The sequence below is a fragment of the Streptomyces noursei ATCC 11455 genome, from assembly GCF_001704275.1.
Lineage (GTDB): Bacteria > Actinomycetota > Actinomycetes > Streptomycetales > Streptomycetaceae > Streptomyces > Streptomyces noursei.
Genome location: NZ_CP011533.1, coordinates 5,608,746 through 5,625,001, shown reverse-complemented (window position 1 = coordinate 5,625,001; position 16,256 = coordinate 5,608,746). Strand labels below are relative to the sequence as shown.

At 71.5% G+C, this 16,256-nt stretch carries 12 protein-coding genes, 1 tRNA gene and 1 riboswitch; of the genes, 2 read left to right on the top strand and 11 right to left on the bottom strand.

Annotated elements, in window-relative coordinates; translation table 11 throughout:
• Positions 1 to 15: 15 nt before the first annotated feature.
• Positions 16 to 97, bottom strand: a tRNA-Leu gene (locus SNOUR_RS23920).
• 487 nt (positions 98 to 584) lie between these two features.
• Here SNOUR_RS23920 and SNOUR_RS23915 point away from each other — a divergent pair.
• Positions 585 to 1,397 (top strand): ABC transporter ATP-binding protein, encoded by an 813-nt coding sequence (locus SNOUR_RS23915; RefSeq protein ID WP_067350677.1) that lies wholly within the window; start codon positions 585 to 587, stop codon positions 1,395 to 1,397.
• A 63-nt stretch (positions 1,398 to 1,460) separates the two neighbouring features.
• On the top strand, positions 1,461 to 3,992 hold the full coding sequence (locus tag SNOUR_RS23910) for an ABC transporter permease (RefSeq protein ID WP_067350674.1): 2,532 nt from the start codon (positions 1,461 to 1,463) through the stop codon (positions 3,990 to 3,992).
• 87 nt (positions 3,993 to 4,079) lie between these two features.
• Here SNOUR_RS23910 and SNOUR_RS23905 read toward each other — a convergent pair whose 3' ends face one another.
• The 10 genes from SNOUR_RS23905 to SNOUR_RS23860 form a co-directional block, all read right to left on the bottom strand.
• The gene (locus tag SNOUR_RS23905) at positions 4,080 to 5,390 is read right to left on the bottom strand and encodes an SAM-dependent methyltransferase (RefSeq protein WP_067350672.1); all 1,311 of its coding nucleotides are present in this window, start codon (positions 5,388 to 5,390) and stop codon (positions 4,080 to 4,082) included.
• A 200-nt stretch (positions 5,391 to 5,590) separates the two neighbouring features.
• Positions 5,591 to 6,979, bottom strand: coding sequence for an NAD(P)/FAD-dependent oxidoreductase (locus SNOUR_RS23900; protein ID WP_067350669.1), 1,389 nt, complete (start codon positions 6,977 to 6,979; stop codon positions 5,591 to 5,593).
• Between the two features lie 471 nt (positions 6,980 to 7,450).
• Positions 7,451 to 8,440: a Ppx/GppA phosphatase family protein gene (locus SNOUR_RS23895; protein WP_067350666.1), complete on the bottom strand. Its 990-nt coding sequence runs from the start codon at positions 8,438 to 8,440 to the stop codon at positions 7,451 to 7,453.
• Positions 8,437 to 8,988: a DUF501 domain-containing protein gene (locus SNOUR_RS23890; protein WP_067350663.1), complete on the bottom strand. Its 552-nt coding sequence runs from the start codon at positions 8,986 to 8,988 to the stop codon at positions 8,437 to 8,439. The genes SNOUR_RS23895 and SNOUR_RS23890 overlap by 4 nt, the downstream gene beginning before the upstream one ends.
• Before the next feature lie 125 nt (positions 8,989 to 9,113).
• Positions 9,114 to 9,620: an FtsB family cell division protein gene (locus tag SNOUR_RS23885; RefSeq protein WP_067350660.1), complete on the bottom strand. Its 507-nt coding sequence runs from the start codon at positions 9,618 to 9,620 to the stop codon at positions 9,114 to 9,116.
• A gap of 169 nt (positions 9,621 to 9,789) precedes the next feature.
• Positions 9,790 to 11,106: a phosphopyruvate hydratase gene (gene eno / locus SNOUR_RS23880; RefSeq protein WP_067350653.1), complete on the bottom strand. Its 1,317-nt coding sequence runs from the start codon at positions 11,104 to 11,106 to the stop codon at positions 9,790 to 9,792.
• Positions 11,107 to 11,344: 238 nt separating this feature from the next.
• Positions 11,345 to 12,037 carry a transglycosylase family protein gene (locus SNOUR_RS23875; RefSeq protein ID WP_067350650.1) on the bottom strand — a complete coding sequence of 231 codons (693 nt, stop codon included), beginning with the start codon at positions 12,035 to 12,037 and terminating at the stop codon, positions 11,345 to 11,347.
• Positions 12,038 to 12,044: 7 nt separating this feature from the next.
• Positions 12,045 to 12,214: riboswitch (cyclic di-AMP (ydaO/yuaA leader) on the bottom strand.
• Between the two features lie 259 nt (positions 12,215 to 12,473).
• Positions 12,474 to 13,577 carry a transglycosylase family protein gene (locus SNOUR_RS23870; protein WP_312633443.1) on the bottom strand — a complete coding sequence of 368 codons (1,104 nt, stop codon included), beginning with the start codon at positions 13,575 to 13,577 and terminating at the stop codon, positions 12,474 to 12,476.
• 267 nt (positions 13,578 to 13,844) lie between these two features.
• The gene (locus SNOUR_RS23865) at positions 13,845 to 15,119 is read right to left on the bottom strand and encodes a cytochrome P450 family protein (RefSeq protein WP_079143528.1); all 1,275 of its coding nucleotides are present in this window, start codon (positions 15,117 to 15,119) and stop codon (positions 13,845 to 13,847) included.
• A gap of 151 nt (positions 15,120 to 15,270) precedes the next feature.
• On the bottom strand, positions 15,271 to 16,146 hold the full coding sequence (locus SNOUR_RS23860) for a LysR family transcriptional regulator (protein WP_067350645.1): 876 nt from the start codon (positions 16,144 to 16,146) through the stop codon (positions 15,271 to 15,273).
• Positions 16,147 to 16,256: the final 110 nt, after the last annotated feature.

Sequence of the window (16,256 nt, the reverse complement as noted above, 5' to 3'; positions counted from 1 at the left end):
GCTGCCCGCGGGAAGTGCCCGGAGCCGGACTTGAACCGGCACGGCCCGAAGGCCAGCGAGGTTTAAGCTCGCCGTGTCTGCATTCCACCATCCGGGCGTGGGGTCCCCCATGCCTCCTCATAGAAGGCAGCACGAGCGTAGCCCGCAGCGCACCAGGCGGATCGGCCGCTCATCCCGAGGTTGTCTTATTTTATTGGCAACTGAGGGTGCATCAGGGTCCGACAGAGCCTCTGGCACATGCCTGGAGCCCATGTTCGCCGGTGGTCGCGAGAGCGAAATCCGACCCCGAATTGACGAAAATTCGACGCCTCCGCGACGGCGCCCCAACGCCCTCCGCGCGCCCTCCGGCAATGCCCGACCGGTGCCCCACCGGCACCATCGGCCTCAGGGACGACCTCATACCCAGGGATGACGGAGCACGGGGAGCTAATCCCTGGGGGTGGCCCAAGGACGGTCACACGGGTTGACGTCCGGGCACGATGCGCTGCCGGACGATGGAAACCGATGTTCCGCCACCCCGCCGCCGCGGCCACCGCGCCGGTGCGGGAGCGGCCCGTTCCTCGTCCCGACAGGAGACCCTTCCCGTGACCACCACCCACTCCGGCGCCACCGTCGCCGGCCGCAGCACCGCGGTGGCCGCCCGCGCCACGGATCTCAGCAAGGTCTACGGACAGGGCGAGACCCAGGTGGTCGCCCTGGACGCGGTCTCCGTCGACTTCCGCCAGGCCCGGTTCACCGCGATCATGGGCCCCTCCGGCTCCGGCAAGTCCACGCTGATGCACTGCATGGCCGGCCTGGACGCGATCTCCGGCGGCTCGGCGAAGATCGGCGACATCGAGCTGACCGGGCTGAAGGACAAGAAGCTCACCCAGCTCCGGCGCGACAAGATCGGCTTCGTCTTCCAGGCGTTCAACCTCCTCCCGACGCTCACCGCCCTGGAGAACATCACCCTCCCCATGGACATCGCCGGCCGGAAGCCGGACCGCGCCTGGCTGGACCGGGTCGTGGAGACCGTCGGCCTCTCCGGCCGGCTCAAGCACCGCCCGAGCCAGCTCTCCGGCGGCCAGCAGCAGCGCGTGGCGGTGGCCCGCGCCCTGGCCTCCCGGCCCGAGATCATCTTCGCCGACGAGCCCACCGGCAACCTCGACTCCCGCTCCGGCGCCGAGGTCCTGGGCTTCCTGCGCAACTCCGTGCGCGAACTGGGCCAGACGGTGGTGATGGTGACCCACGACCCGGTCGCGGCGTCGTACGCGGACCGCGTCATATTCCTCGCCGACGGCCGGATCGTCGACGACATGCCCGACCCCAGCGCCGACATGGTGCTCGAACGCATGCTGGGCTTTTCCGGGGGTGCCCCCCGGACCCCCGGCCTCGACGCCACGGGCCGCGTCAGCTGACCGGCAGCAGCCACCTCCCGCACCCCGGACACCCCGGACCACTCCTCCAGGACTGACCCACCCATGTTCCGTACCGCCTTGCGCAATGTGCTCGCGCACAAGGCCCGGCTGCTGATGACCGTGCTCGCCGTGATGCTCGGCGTGGCCTTCGTCTCCGGCACCCTGGTCTTCACCTCCACCCTCTCCGACGCCCTCCAGGGCACCGCCCGCAAGGGCTTCGACAACGTCGACGTGGCCATCCAGCGCGGCGGCTCCGACCGCGCCGACGGCGTCCCCGGGGCCCGCCCCGCGCTCGACCAGAAGCTGCTGGAGACGGCCGCCCACCTGCCGGGCGCCGCCTCCGCCACCGGCACCGTCTCCGGCTTCACCGCCATCGCCGACAAGCACGGCACGATGATCGGCGACGGCTTCTCGACCCTCGGCGGCAACTACTTCCCCGGTCCGAACGGCACCGACGCCCGCTATCCGATGCGCAGCGGCGCCGCCCCCAAGGGTCCGCACGAGTTCGCGCTGGACGCCCACACCGCCGACCGCGGCGGCTACAAGGTCGGCGACACCGTCCGGATATCCGTCGACGGCCCGGTCCGGGAGCAGAAGCTGACCGGCGTCTTCAGCACCGACGACGCCCGGGTCGGCGCCGGCGGCAGCCTCGCGCTGTTCGACACCGCCACCGCCCAGAAGCTGTTCGCGGCCCCCGGCCGGTTCGACGAGATCGACGTCAAGGCCGCCCCGGGCACCTCCCAGGCGGCGCTGAAGGACGCGGTGGAGAAGGTGCTGCCGCAGGGCACCGAGGCCACCACCGGGCGTCAACTCGCCGACGAGCAGGCCACGATGATCGCGCAGAGCATGGACGGGATGAAGACCGGCCTGCTCGGCTTCGCCGCCGTCGCGCTCTTCGTCGGCGTCTTCATCATCGCCAACACCTTCACCATGCTGGTCGCCCAGCGCACCAAGGAGCTGGCGCTGCTGCGTGCGGTCGGCGCCAGCCGCCGCCAGATCACCCGCTCGGTGCTGACCGAGGCGTTCGTGGTCGGCGCGGTGGCCGCGGTGACGGGCCTGCTGGCCGGTATCGGCATCGGCGCCGCCCTGCGCTCGCTGCTGAACGCCACCGGCGCGAAGGTGCCCGACGGCCCACTGGTGATCTCGCCCAGCACGATCCTGATCGCCCTGGTGGTCGGCATCGTCGTCACGGTCCTGGCCGCCTGGCTGCCCGGCCGCCGGGCCGCGAAGATCCCGCCGGTCGCCGCGATGAACAGCGTGCACGCCACCGCCACCACCAAGTCGCTGGTGGTCCGCAACACCATCGGCGCGCTCTTCGCGGGCGCCGGCACGGCCGCGGTCCTGGTCGCCACCGGGATGTCCGACGGCAAGGTCACCATGGGCGCGGGCGCCGCGCTGCTGCTGATCGGCGTGTTCGTGCTGACGCCGCTGCTGTCCCGCCCGCTGGTCGCGCTGGCCTCCCCGGTGCTGCGGCTCTTCGGGATATCCGGCACCCTCGCCCGGCAGAACGCCGTCCGCAACCCGCGCCGGACGGCCGCCACCGCCTCCGCGCTGATGATCGGGCTGACCCTGATCACCGGCCTGACGGTGATCGCCGGCAGCGTGCAGCAGGGCATCGACAAGATGGCCACCTCCGCCCTGAAGGCCGACTACGTCGTCTCCATGGCGACCCGGTCCCCGCTCTCCCCGGACGTGGCGAAGAAGCTCGCGGCCGTGGACGGGGTCACCGCGTCCAGCCCGCTGCGCAACTCCCCGTCCCGCATCGGCGCCGACACCGAGTACCTGACCGGCGTCAACGGCAAGGACTTCGGCCGGCTCACCCAGCTCGACTTCACCGAGGGCGCGCTCGGCACCCTGGACGGCGACCGGGCCGTCGTGGACGACTCCCTCGCCAAGGACAAGGGCTGGCACGTCGGCTCCCGGCTGCCGGTGACCTTCGAGGACGGCAAGAAGAGCACGCTGACCATCGGCGGGATCTACCAGGGCAACGAGGTGATCCGCGGCATCATCCTGGACAACGGCACGCTCGCGCCGCACCAGAAGCACGCCACCGACATGCAGGTGCTGGTCAAGACCGCGCACGGCGCCACCCCCGAGGCCAAGGACTCCCTGGTCAAGGCGCTCGGCAAGAACCCGGCGATCACCGTCGCGGACAAGAGGGACGTCTCCAACGCCATCGCCCAGACCTTCACGCTGATGCTGAACATGGTCTACGGCCTGCTGGCCATGGCGGTGATCGTGGCGGTGCTCGGCGTCATCAACACCCTGGCGATGTCGGTCTTCGAGCGCTCCCAGGAGATCGGCATGCTGCGCGCCATCGGCCTGGACCGCCGCGGGATCAAGCGGATGGTGCGGCTGGAGTCGCTGGTGATCTCGCTCTTCGGCGGGGTGCTGGGAATCGGCCTGGGCGTGTTCCTCGGCTGGGCGGCCGGTGAGCTGATCAGCGGCTCGCTGCCGACCTACGAGCTGGTGATGCCGTGGGGCCGGATGACCGTCTTCCTCGCGGTGGCCGCGCTGGTGGGCGTCCTGGCCGCGCTGTGGCCGGCGCGCCGGGCGGCGAAGCTCAACATGCTCCAGGCCATCAAGGCCGAGTAGCCGGCACCCCTCCCGAACGGCCCGAGGGCCCCGTTCCCCCGCCCTGGTGCGGGGGAACGGGGCCCTCGGCCGTGGGCACCCGGTGGTTCAGCCCCGCCAGTCCCGGGCCCGCAGCGGCAGCGCGGGGGCCCCGGAATCCGGCGTACGGACCGCCAGCACCTGGTTGACCCCTATGCGGTTGCGCTCGAACGACAGCGCCGAGGCGGCCATGTAGAGCCGCCAGACCCGGGCCCGGCCCGGGGACGTGAGCCGGGCCGCCTCGTTCCAGTGGGCCTCCAGATTGGCCACCCACCGACGCAGCGTCAGCGCGTAGTGCTCCCGGATCGCCTCCACGTCCCGCACCTCGAAGCCGGCCTCCTCCAGCTGGCCGACGGTCCGCCCCACCGGGGCCAACTCCCCGTCGGGGAAGACATAGCGGTCGATGAACTCGTCGACGCGGTACGTCTCCTCGTCCGCCAGCGGCCGGCGCGCGATCTGGTGGTTGAGCAGCCGCCCGCCGGGCTTGAGCAGGGCGTACAGCAGTTCCGCGTACTCCGCGTACCGGGCCCGGCCGACGTGCTCGGCCATCCCGATCGAGGAGATCGCGTCGAACGGCCCGTCGGCGATCTCGCGGTAGTCCTGCACCCGGATCTCGACCCGGTCGGCGAGCCCGGCCTCGGCGATCCGCTTGCGGGCGTAGGTGGCCTGCTCCTCGGAGAGCGTGATGCCGACCGCCCGGACGCCGTACTCGCGGGCCGCGTGCAGCACCATCGAGCCCCAGCCGCAGCCCACGTCCAGCAGCCGCTGCCCCTCCGCCAGGCCGAGCTTGCGGCAGATCAGGTCGAGCTTGTCGCGCTGGGCGTCCTCCAGGGTGGCGTCCGGCGTCTCCCAGTAGGCGCAGGAGTAGACCATGGACGGGCCGAGCACCAGCGCGTAGAAGTCGTTGCCGACGTCGTAGTGGTGGCTGATCGCCTGCCGGTCGCGGAGCAGGGAGTGCAGCGCCCCGCGGCGCGGGCGGGCCTCCTCCACGGGCGGCGGGGGCGGGACCGGGAGGCCGGCCAGGGAGAGCAGTTCCTTGGCGGCGGCGCGGATCTCGGGGCGGGCCAGGGCGCGCAGCACGGCGGCGCGCGGCGCCTTCGGGCCGGCGCTGCCGCGCTCCCAGATCAGCCCGGCGAGCCGGTCCAGCGCCTCGTAGAGGTCGCCCTGGACGTCGATGTCACCGGCCACCCAGGCCCGGGCCAGGCCCAACTCACCTGGTTTGAAAAGCAGTCGGCGCAGCGCCCGGCGATTGCGGATGACGAGCACCGGGGCGTCCGGGGGGCCGGACTCGCTGCGGTCCCAGGCGCGGATCCGCACCGGGAGCGGGGCCCCCAGAACCTCCTCGGCAAGGTTGGTGAGCCGTCCAGCGGCACCGGCCATGTCGCACACCTCCGTCATGACGAGTCGGGCAAAGAAGTTTCACCCACCACCTAAACGCCAAGTGGGCGCCCATATAGTCCCGTTCGCCTGCAAGAGAACAACATGCCGCCCGTTTTCAGCCATACCCGGGCACGCCGAAGGGCGCCCGCCCCACGGATGGCGGACGCCCTTCGGGCTGGTCGGAGTACCCGACCGATGGTTCAGGAAGCCTTGGCCTTCGGCTTGCCTCCGTCGGCCGCGGCGGCCGGAGCGGGGGCCGGCTTGGCGGCCTCGTAGAACTCCTCGCGGGGGTTCTCCATGGCGCCCAGCGAGACCACTTCGCGCTTGAGGAAGGTGGCCAGCGTCCAGTCGGCGAAGACCCGGATCTTGCGGTTGAACGTCGGCATCGCCATGCCGTGGTACGCGCGGTGCATGTACCAGGCGAGACGACCCTTGAGCTTGATCTTCATCTTGCCCATGACGATCATCGCGACGCCCTTGTGGAGGCCGAGGCCCGCCACCGCGCCCTTGTTGGCGTGGCTGTACTCCTTCTGCGGGAAGCCCCGCATGCCGGAGACCACGTTGTCACCGAGGACCTTGGCCTGCCGCAGCGCGTGCTGCGCGTTCGGCGGGCACCAGGCGTTCTCGTTGCCGTTCTTGCGGCCGACCATGTCCGGGACCTGGGCGTTGTCGCCCGCGGCCCAGATGTAGTCGGTGCCCTGCACCTGGAGGGTGGCGGCGGTGTCGATGTGACCGCGCGGGCCCAGCGGCAGGCCGAAGCGGGACAGCGCCGGGTTCGGCTTGACGCCGGCGGTCCACACGATGGTGTTGGAGAGCACCTCGAGGCCGTTGTCGAGGACGACGTGGCCGTCGACGCAGGACTTCATGCCGGTCTTGAGGTAGACCTCGACGCCCCGGGACTCCAGGTGCTCCTTGCCGTAGGCGCCGAGCTTGGGACCGACCTCGGGGAGGATCTTGTCCGCGACGTCGACCAGCAGGAAGCGCATGTCCTCGCGCTTGACGTTCTTGTAGTACTTCGCGGCGTCGCGGGCCATGTCCTCGACCTCGCCGACGGTCTCCGCACCGGCGAAGCCACCGCCGATGAAGACGAAGGTCAGCGCCTTGCGGCGGACCTCCTCGTCGGTCGTGGAGTCGGCCTTGTCCAGCTGCTCCAGGACGTGGTTGCGCAGGCCGATGGCCTCCTCGATGCCCTTCATGCCGATGCCGTTCTCGGCCAGGCCGGGGATCGGGAAGGTACGGGAGACCGCGCCCATCGCGACGACCAGGTAGTCGAAGGGCAGCTCATACGCATCGCCCACGATCGGGGCGATGGTGGCGACCTTGCGGTCCTGATCGATGGTGGTCACCCGGCCGGTGAGGACCTCCGCCTTGGGCAGCACGCGCCGCAGCGGGACCACAACGTGACGGGGGGAGATGCTGCCGGCCGCAGCTTCAGGGAGGAAGGGCTGGTACGTCATGTACGAGCGCGGGTCGACGACCGTGACGGTCGCCTCGCCGTACCGCATCTTCTTCTGGATGCGGCGTGCCGCGTACAGGCCTACGTACCCACCGCCTACAACGAGGATCCTGGGACGCTCCGTGGTGCTCATGCAATCGAGTATCCACCCCCACATGGGGGGTCGCTCGTGAGCCCCTTCACAAGAATGACGAAGGCATCTGCTACACTCCGCCGGCTCCGTGACCGACGCCATAGCGCGTTCGGGGAACCACGGTATAACGCGACACGTTGGATACCCCTATTGATCAGGGCTTGTCCGTCTGCGAGCGGCTGGACCACGCCCCTCGCGGACACTCTTGTCACACGGTGGAGACCCACCGTAGACCCCGCATTCTTCGGGCAGATGAGTCCTAGGACCTTCGAATGAGGGTCGGATGGCCCCATAGTTCGCCCGGGAGGCGGTTTTTTCATGTGAAGGATTTCACGAACCTTTTTTCCGGGCGCCCCTCGGGACCCCCTCCGAGGCCCCTGAAACCCGCTCAGACGGCGCCGCGCCCGCACGAAAAGCCCGATATGGGCAGCGGCTGCGGCGCCGTCCCGGACCCCGTGCGGGGACCGCTCGTCAGGCGAGGCTCCAGGCGATTCCGTCCAGAATGTCGTGTTCGCTGACCACGACCTCGTCGGCGTCGATGCGATCCATGATCGACAGCAGCACGAGGGCGCCGGCCGCGATGACGTCGACCCGGCCGGGGTGCATGACGGGGATCGCCGCCCGCTCGGCGTGGGTGGAGGTCAGCAGGCGCTCGGTGATCTCGCGGACCGCGGCCCGGGAGATCCGGGAGTGGTGGATGGCCGCGGAGTCGTAGTGGTCCAGGCCCTGCGCGATGGCGGCGACGGTGGTCACCGAACCGGCCAGGCCGACCAGGGTGGCGGCCTCGGTCAGCGGGACGGTCTCCTCGGCGTGGTCCAGGGCCGCGGCGATGTCGGCCTTGATGGCGGCGATCTGGTCGGCGGTGGGCGGGTCCGTGATGTGACCGTCGTGGAGCAGATGGCGCTCGGTCATCCGCACGCAGCCGACGTCCACCGAGCGGGCGGCCCTCACAGAGCTGCGATGCGCAGCATCTCCGGCGAGGGCGGTGGCGGGTGACGGGTGGGCCCCGCCGAGCACGAACTCCGTCGAGCCGCCGCCGATGTCCACGACGAGGTAGGGGAGTTCGATGTGCGGGTGGCCGGTCAGCTCCTTGGTGGCGCCGGTGAAGGAGAACTCCGCCTCCTGGTCGCCGGTGATCACCTCGGGCTCCACGCCCAGGATGTCCACCACGCCGCGGACGAAGTCCGCGCGGTTCTCCGCGTCGCGGGAGGCCGAGGTCGCCACGAAGCGGAGGTGCTCCGCGCCCAGGTTCTTGATCACCGCGGCGTACTCCCGGCAGGCCGCGAAGGTCCGCTCCAACGCCTCCGGCGCCAGCCGCCCGGTGCGGTCCACGCCCTGGCCGAGCCGGACGATCTGCATCCGGCGGTCGAGCTCCTTCAGCTCGCCGGTGGTCGGGTCCACGTCCGCGACCAGCAGGCGGATGGAGTTGGTACCGCAGTCGACAGCGGCGACACGCTTCACTCGGACGCTCCCTCGTCGGTCTCGACGGTCTCCCCGCACGGGCTCACGCAGGGGCCCTTCTTCCACCACTCGGGCAGCATGGCCAGCGCCTCGTCGCCGAGCGGGTTGACTCCCGGGCCGGCGGCCAGCGAGTGGCCGACCAGCACGTGCAGGCACTTGACCCGGTCGGGCATGCCGCCCGCGCTCGGGAAGCCCTGGAGCACCTCGATGGCGTCCCGGCGGCGGATGTAGTCCTCGTGGGCCGCGCGGTAGGCGGCGGCCAGCTCCGGGTCGGCCGCCAGCCGTTCGGTCATCTCCTTCATCACGCCGTTGGCCTCCAACGTGCCGATCGCCGAGGCGGCGCGCGGGCAGGTGAGGTAGTAGAGCGTGGGGAAGGGGGTGCCGTCCTCCAGGCGCGGTGCGGTCTCGACGACGTCCGGCTGGCCGCAGGGGCAGCGGTGGGCGATGGCGCGCAGGCCGCGCGGCGGACGGCCGAGCTGCTCCTTGAAGGCGGCGATGTCCGCGGCGGTGGGCTCGGTGGGCTCGGTCTGGGGCGGGGGCGTGTCCATGTGCGCTTTCGGTGAGGGCCGGTGGTGAGTGACGAACGGGCCGGGCGGAAGCACGGCGAGAGCGTGCCGTACGGCCGTGTGCGGGCCCGCCCGTACACAGTCTCGCCGCTGCCCGCCGGTGCGGGCTACCGCTTGGTGACGGCGGTGGTGTCGCGGGCGTGGGCGGTGGCGGCGTGGTCGGCGCCGTCCGCGCGGTCCGCGTCTTCCCAGAGCTTGTCGTACCAGGGGCGTTGGGCCGCCGCCGCTCCCTTGGGCGCGGCGCGGACCCCGGTCCCGTCCTGGACGATGTACCCGGTCTCGTCCGGCATGACGTAGTGCAGGTGCCGGCGGGCCTGTTGCCGGACGTAGGCCGGGTCCTGCCAGCGGGCCTTCTCGTCGCGCAGCCGGTCGAGCGCGGCGGCGGCGTCCTGGGCCTTGCGGCGCTGGTCGGCGATGTCCGAACGCTGGGAGATGTACTGCCTTATCGGGTACGCCAGGGCGACCACCAGCGAGCACATCACCAGCGCCAGCAGGGCGGCCCGGCCGGTGAGGCGGTTGCGGCGGGGCCGTCGCTTGGCGCGGTGGACGCGGGCGGCGGCCTGTTCGCCGAGCGCCTTGAGCCGGGTCGCGGTGGAGAACCGGTCCGCGGGCACGTCGTCTCGCCTCCCCTTCAGCTTCCGTCCTGACGTCGTCACGGCGGTCGTCATGACGTACGTCCCCGGCAACGGTACGGGACCGGTGCCGGGGACGCTGCGCTTCACCCCGGCTTTGCTCCGTTGTCGAGTCCTCGGGAGCTCAGCCGGACGGTGGTGTGGGTGGGCCTCAGCCCTTGAAGCGCGGGAACGCGCTGCGGCCGGCGTACACCGCCGCGTCGTCGAGGATCTCCTCGATGCGCAGCAGCTGGTTGTACTTGGCGACACGCTCGGAGCGGGCCGGGGCGCCGGTCTTGATCTGGCCGCAGTTGGTGGCGACGGCGAGGTCGGCGATGGTGACGTCCTCGGTCTCGCCGGAGCGGTGCGACATCATGCACTTGAAGCCGTTGCGCTGGGCCAGCTCGACGGCGTCCAGGGTCTCGGTCAGCGAGCCGATCTGGTTGACCTTCACCAGCAGCGCGTTGGCGGAGCCCTCCTCGATGCCGCGGGCCAGGCGCTCGGGGTTGGTGACGAAGAGGTCGTCGCCGACCAGCTGGACCTTGGCGCCGAGCTTGTCGGTGATGACCTTCCAGCCGGCCCAGTCGTCCTCGAACAGCGGGTCCTCGATGGAGACCAGCGGGTAGGCCGCCACCAGCTCCTCGTAGTACTCCGTCATCTCGGCGGCGGAGCGCTCCTTGCCCTCGAACTGGTACTTGCCGTCCTTGTAGAACTCGGAGGCGGCGACGTCCAGCGCGAGCGCGATGTCCTGGCCGGGGGCGTAGCCGGCTTCCTTGATGGCCTCCAGGATCAGGTCCAGGGCCTCGCGGTTGGAGCCGAGGTTGGGGGCGAAGCCGCCCTCGTCGCCCAGGCCGGTGGCCAGGCCCTTGGCCTTCAGCACCTTCTTGAGGGTGTGGTAGACCTCGGCGCCCCAGCGCAGCGCCTCGGAGAAGGACTCCGCGCCGATCGGGGCGATCATGAACTCCTGGATGTCCACGTTGGAGTCGGCGTGCGAGCCGCCGTTCAGGATGTTCATCATCGGGACGGGCAGCACGTGCGCGTTCGGGCCACCGAGGTAGCGGAACAGCGGCAGGTCGCTGGCCTCGGAGGCGGCGTGCGCGACGGCGAGGGAGACGCCGAGGATGGCGTTGGCGCCGAGCGAGCCCTTGTTGTCGGTGGCGTCCAGGTCGAACATCGCCTGGTCGATCAGCCGCTGCTCGGTCGCGTCGTAGCCGACGAGCTCCGGGCCGATCTGCTCGATGACGGCCAGGACGGCCTTCTCCACGCCCTTGCCGAGGTAGCGGTTGGGGTCGCCGTCCCGCAGCTCGATGGCCTCGAAGGCGCCGGTGGAGGCGCCGGACGGGACGGCGGCACGGCCGGTGCTGCCGTCGTCGAGGCCGACCTCGACCTCGACCGTGGGATTACCTCGCGAGTCGAGAATTTCGCGGGCTACGACGACGTCGATGGACGGCACGTTGTCTCCTTCAGGGGTGTCTGGAGTTCTCGGCATGAGCCTAACGGCCCCGGGGGGATCCGCTCGCCCGTGGCCCGCTCCGTGGGACGAAAAAACCCAACAAGCAGAACAAAGCCCCAGTTCACAGGAGGTTTCGGGGCACTGTTCGCTATGCGGGGAACGTCGTGCCGGGGGGCGACCGGGCCCGGCAACGGAGAAGCCCCGCCACGGCGCGCTCGGGGGTACGCGCCGCGGCGGGGCAGCTCTCGCGGGTCTCTCAGGTGGCCGGTACGGCTCAGACGCTGAGCTTCTGGCCCGGGAAGATCAGGTTGGGGTTGCCGCCGACGACGGACTTGTTGGCGGCGTAGAGCGCCTTCCAGTTGGTGCCGTGCGCCTTGGCGATCTTGGCGAGGGTGTCGCCCGACTTGACGGTGTAGGTGTCACCGGAGCGGTGCGAGTGCTGCGGGGCGGCCGGCTGGGCCTTCTCCGCCTTCTTCTCGGCCTTCTCGCGGACCGGGGCGGACTTCTTGGTGGAGCCCTCGGTCTGCTTGCGGGCCTCGGTGCCCTGGCTCTTCTTGACGGTGGAGCCGGAGGGGTTGACGTCGGCGGCCGGGCCACCGGAGGTCAGACCACCGGCGGCGGCGCAGCCCCAGGCGCCCGGGCCCTGCATGGCGAGCAGCTTCTCGGCGACGGCGATCTGCTGTTCCTTGGTGGCCAGGTCGGCGCGGGCCGCGTACTTGGTGCCACCGGCGGCGGCCCAGCTGGAGTTCGAGAACTGCAGGCCACCGTAGTAGCCGTTACCGGTGTTGATCGACCAGTTGCCGCTGGACTCGCACTGGGCGACCTTCTCCCAGGTGGCGACCGAGGCGGCGGAAGCAGAGGTGGCGCCCATCAGCGGAACGGCGACGGCGGCGCCGGCGACACCGGCCAGCGTGGCGACGCGGACGGCCTTGGAGCTGCGGCGGTGCTTGCCCTTGTTGATCAGCATCGTGCGTTCGTTTCCTCACCGACGCCTACGAGGTGAGCTGTCGGGTTCGGGCCGTGTGAGCTGCCCGGCCGTGTGTGCTGCACACACGGCTTCACCCCAAGCCGACTGACCCGCTCTCACGGGCGGGGTCGGCACTTACCTTGGGTCCCCCGCTCCTGCCTTCGGCGCTTGCGCGTCGTCGACTCCGACCGCCGGCAGGACTCGGCGTGCGATCGAAGGGCCCGCTTTGGCGAGCGGTCCTGACCGTAAGCAGTAACCCTGTTGGTGTTCAAACCCCATCTTCTGAACCAAGTTGACCGTTTTTGATCACCGCGCGAGTCATTTCCGCAGGTAGGCCCCGGTATGGCAACGGGGGACAGGTCCGGACCCATCCCCCGCAACGAGAGCCATATCTCACTTTTACGAAACGCCGCGAAAGACGGCGAACTGCCGGTAACTACCCCTGTGTCCGCCCGAGGTCGAGCATCTGACCGGGGTGGATCAGGTCCGCGTCGGAGCCGATGACGTCCTGGTTGCGGTGGTAGAGCGCGGGCCAGCCGCCCGGCAGGTCATGGCTGACGGCGATCTCTGACAGGTTGTCACCCGGGCGCACGCGGTAGCTGCCGGCCTCCGCCGGGGGCGTGCGGGGCGCCTCGCCGCCGCGGGAGGCGTGCCGGCCGCGGCCGCCGTCCCGGCCGTCGCCGGCCTCCGTACCGTCGCCGGGCGTCCCGCGGTGCTTGCCGGCGGCGGGCGGCGTGGCGGGGGCGCCGGACCGGTCCGGGCCACCGGGCGCGGTGGAGTCGGACGGGGCGGGCGACGCCGGGTCGGCCGGGTCCGTCGAGCCCGACGGGTCGGACGGCACGGACGGATCCGCCGGGTCCGCCGGCGAGGTGGACGGGCTTCCCGACGGGGAATCGGACGGGGAGCCCGACGGGGAGCCGGTGGGTGCCCCGGAGTCGGACGGGGCGGGCGAGGCGGACGAGGAGCCCGAGGGCTCCGGGGTCGCCGAGGGCGCGTGCGGGCCGTCCGCGCCGGCGTCGGAGCCGCTGCCGGCGTCCGGGCCGCGGTCCGTGCCGGAGTCACCGCCGGACGGTTCCGGCGTCCGGGTGGCCGGGCCCGGTTGGGCCTGGTCGCCGCCCGCCGTGTCGGAGCCGTCACCCGCGTCGTCGGAGGCGCCGCCGCCGTTGTGGCCGTGCGTCGGCCGCGGCGAGGGGCGGCTGGTGGGGCCCGGGTCGACGCGGGGCTTGCGGCCGTCCTTGGTCAGTCCGGCGTTCACCGCGCAGCTGGGGAAGGCGTCCGGGCCGCGGTCGTCGAGTATCGCCTCGGCCACGGCTATCTGCTGGGCGCGGCTGGCGAGGTCGGGGCGGGAGGCGTAGGCGGTGCCGCCGTAGTCGTTCCACATCTCCTGGGTGAGCTGGAGACCGCCGTAGAAGCCGTTGCCGGTGGCGGCGCTCCACACCCCGCCGCTCTCGCACTGCGCGACGCGGTCCCAGGTCGCCGTGTCGGCGGCGTGGGCGCCACCCGCGGTGAACAGCGGCAGGGCCAGGCCCGCGCCGGTCACTCCTGCCGTGACAAAGATGGCCGGTGCTTGTCGGGGGCGACGATGCCGGCCGTTCCCGGAACGCATGCGGTTGCCTTTCGCGCGGCGGTTGAGTTGTCGGATCGGCGGCGGAAGGGGTGCCGTGCGGCAGCCCGTGGCCGACCTCGATCGTCGGAGGAAAGGTAGCCGGGGTCACGGGCAGTCACAAGTCGGTGTAGCGGAGATCACGCAATGATTACGTAGCTGACGGAGCGTCAATTACGCGGCCGTTCCTGGTCAGCGCCCCGGTCAGGACGGCTCGGGCGTGAACTCCACCGGCAGCGTGCGCAGTCCGCGCATGATGAGCCCGCCGCGCCAGCGCAAATCATCAGGTTCCGCCGCAAGTCGGAGGTCCGGGAGCCGGGTCAACAGAGTGGCGAGCGCGGTCTGCCCTTCGAGGCGCGCAAGGGGTGCGCCGAGGCAGTAGTGGATGCCGTGTCCGTATCCCAGGTGCGGGTTGTCACGCCGCGTGAGGTCGAGTACGTCAGGCTCGTCGAAGCGCGCCGGATCGCGGTCGGCGGCGGCCAGCACCACCAGGACCGGTTCCCCCTCGGCGATCCGCGCTCCGCCCAGCGTCAGGTCCCGGGTCGCGTACCGCCAGGTGGCCAGCTCCACCGGCCCGTCGTAGCGGAGCAACTCCTCGACGGCGGTGGCGAGCAGCTCGGTGTCGTCGGCCGCGATCGACTTCTGGAGCAGTTCGCGCTGGGCGGGGTGGCGGAGCAGTGCATAGATGCCGTTGCCGATCAGATTGACCGTGGTCTCGAATCCGGCGAACAGCAATACAAAGCACATAGCGGCGGCCTCGTTCTCGGTGAGGTGCTCGCCGTGGTCGGAGGCCCGGATCAGGCCGGAGATCAGGTCGTCGCCGAGCGCGCCGCGCTTGCGGTGGATCAGCTCGGCCAGATAGGCCCGCATCTTCTTGACGGAGCGGGCGACCCCGCCCCGCGGCCCGCCGCCGTGCCGGATCATCATGCCCGCCCAGTCGCGGAAGTCGTCCTGGTCCTCGGGCGGGACGCCGAGCAGATCGCAGATCGCGTAGATCGGCAGCGGGAACGCGAACTCGTGGATGAGGTCCGCGCTCCCCCGCCGCGCGCCGTGCTGTTTTTCGATCATGGCGTCGATCAGCTGGTCGGTCAGCTCCTGTATGCGCGGCGCGAACGCGGCGACCCGGCGCGGGGTGAACGCCTGGGAGACCAGGCGGCGCAGCCGGGTGTGGTCCGGCGGGTCGATGTTCAGCAGGTGCGTCATCAGGTTGGCGCTGCGTTCGCCCGGAATGCCCGTCTTGCCCTTTTGGCGGGCGGCCTCGGAGTGGTGCACCGGGTTCTTCGACAGCCGGGCGTCGGCCAGCGCCTGCCGGGCGTCCGGATAACGGGTGACCAGCCACGCCTCGACACCGCTGGGCAGCCGGGTCCGGTGCACCGGCGCGTGCTCGCGCAGCCAGGCGTACGCCGGATACGGGTCGGCGGCGAACTCCCAGGAGAAGAGTGCGGGGGTGGGGCCGGCGGCGGCCGGAGACGGGGACACCGGGCAACCGGTGGGCGGGTCGCCCGCCGGACGGGCGTCGGACCGGGCCTCCGGGTGGGAGTCGGACCGGGTCTCCTGGCGGGCGTCGGGCGTCTGCTGCACCTATCGACCGTAACCGGTGGCACACCCGCCCCACCCCACCCCCAGAGCCTCAGCCCGTCCGCACGCCCAGCCCCGCCAGGAACGCCGCCGCGGCCGGCGACGGCCCCAGCCCGCTCCACACCACCCGCTCGGTCCGCTCCGGCGCCGGCCGCACCCGCACGGTCCGCAGCCCGGCCAGCCTGCCGGCGAACGCCTCCGGCACCATGCCGACGCCGAGCCCGGCCCGGACCAGCTCCGCCAGGAACTCCACGGTGGTCACCTCGAACGCCACCTCCGCCGTCAGCCCCGCCGCCCGGAACGCCTCCTCGCGCTGCCGGCGGGCCGCCGACCCCGCCGTGAAGTCCACCAGCGTCTCCCGGGCCACCCGCCCCAGCGTCGTCCACTCCCGCCCGGCCAACGGATGCTCCGGCGGCACCACCGCGACCAGTTCGCCGCGCGCCAGCACCTTCTCCCGGACCCCGATCGTGCGCGCCCCCGGCACCAGCCCGACGAACGCCACGTCCAACGCGCCCTCCCGCACCCGCTCCAGCAGCGGATCGCTCATCTCCATCTGCAGGCTGATCTGGACCTTCGGGTACGCGGCACGGAACGCCCCCAGCTCCCGGGCGAGGTCGAGGGCGCTGACGGTCGAGATCGCCCCCACCGCCAGCCGCCCGCGCACCTCGCCGGTCACCGCCTCCACCTCCGCGCGGGCCCGCTCGGCGGCCTGGAGCGCCTGCCGGGCGATCGGAACGAAGGCTTCCCCGGCGGCGGTCAGCCGCACGCTCCGGCTCGTCCGGTGGAAGAGCCGCGCCCCCAGTTCCTTCTCCAGGCGGGCGATCTGATGGCTCAGCGCGGACTGCACCACATGACAGCGCTCCGCGGCCCGGGTGAACCCACCGGTCTCGGCGACCGCGACGACATACCGCATCTGCTGGAGCTCCATGCGCGCGATCGTAGGCGCGCACCGCCCTCCGCCATCCATCTTGACCTGCGATCGATGTGATGAAAACTATGCGTTGGACCGATCGATGCCCACGGCCCGACCCTTGACCC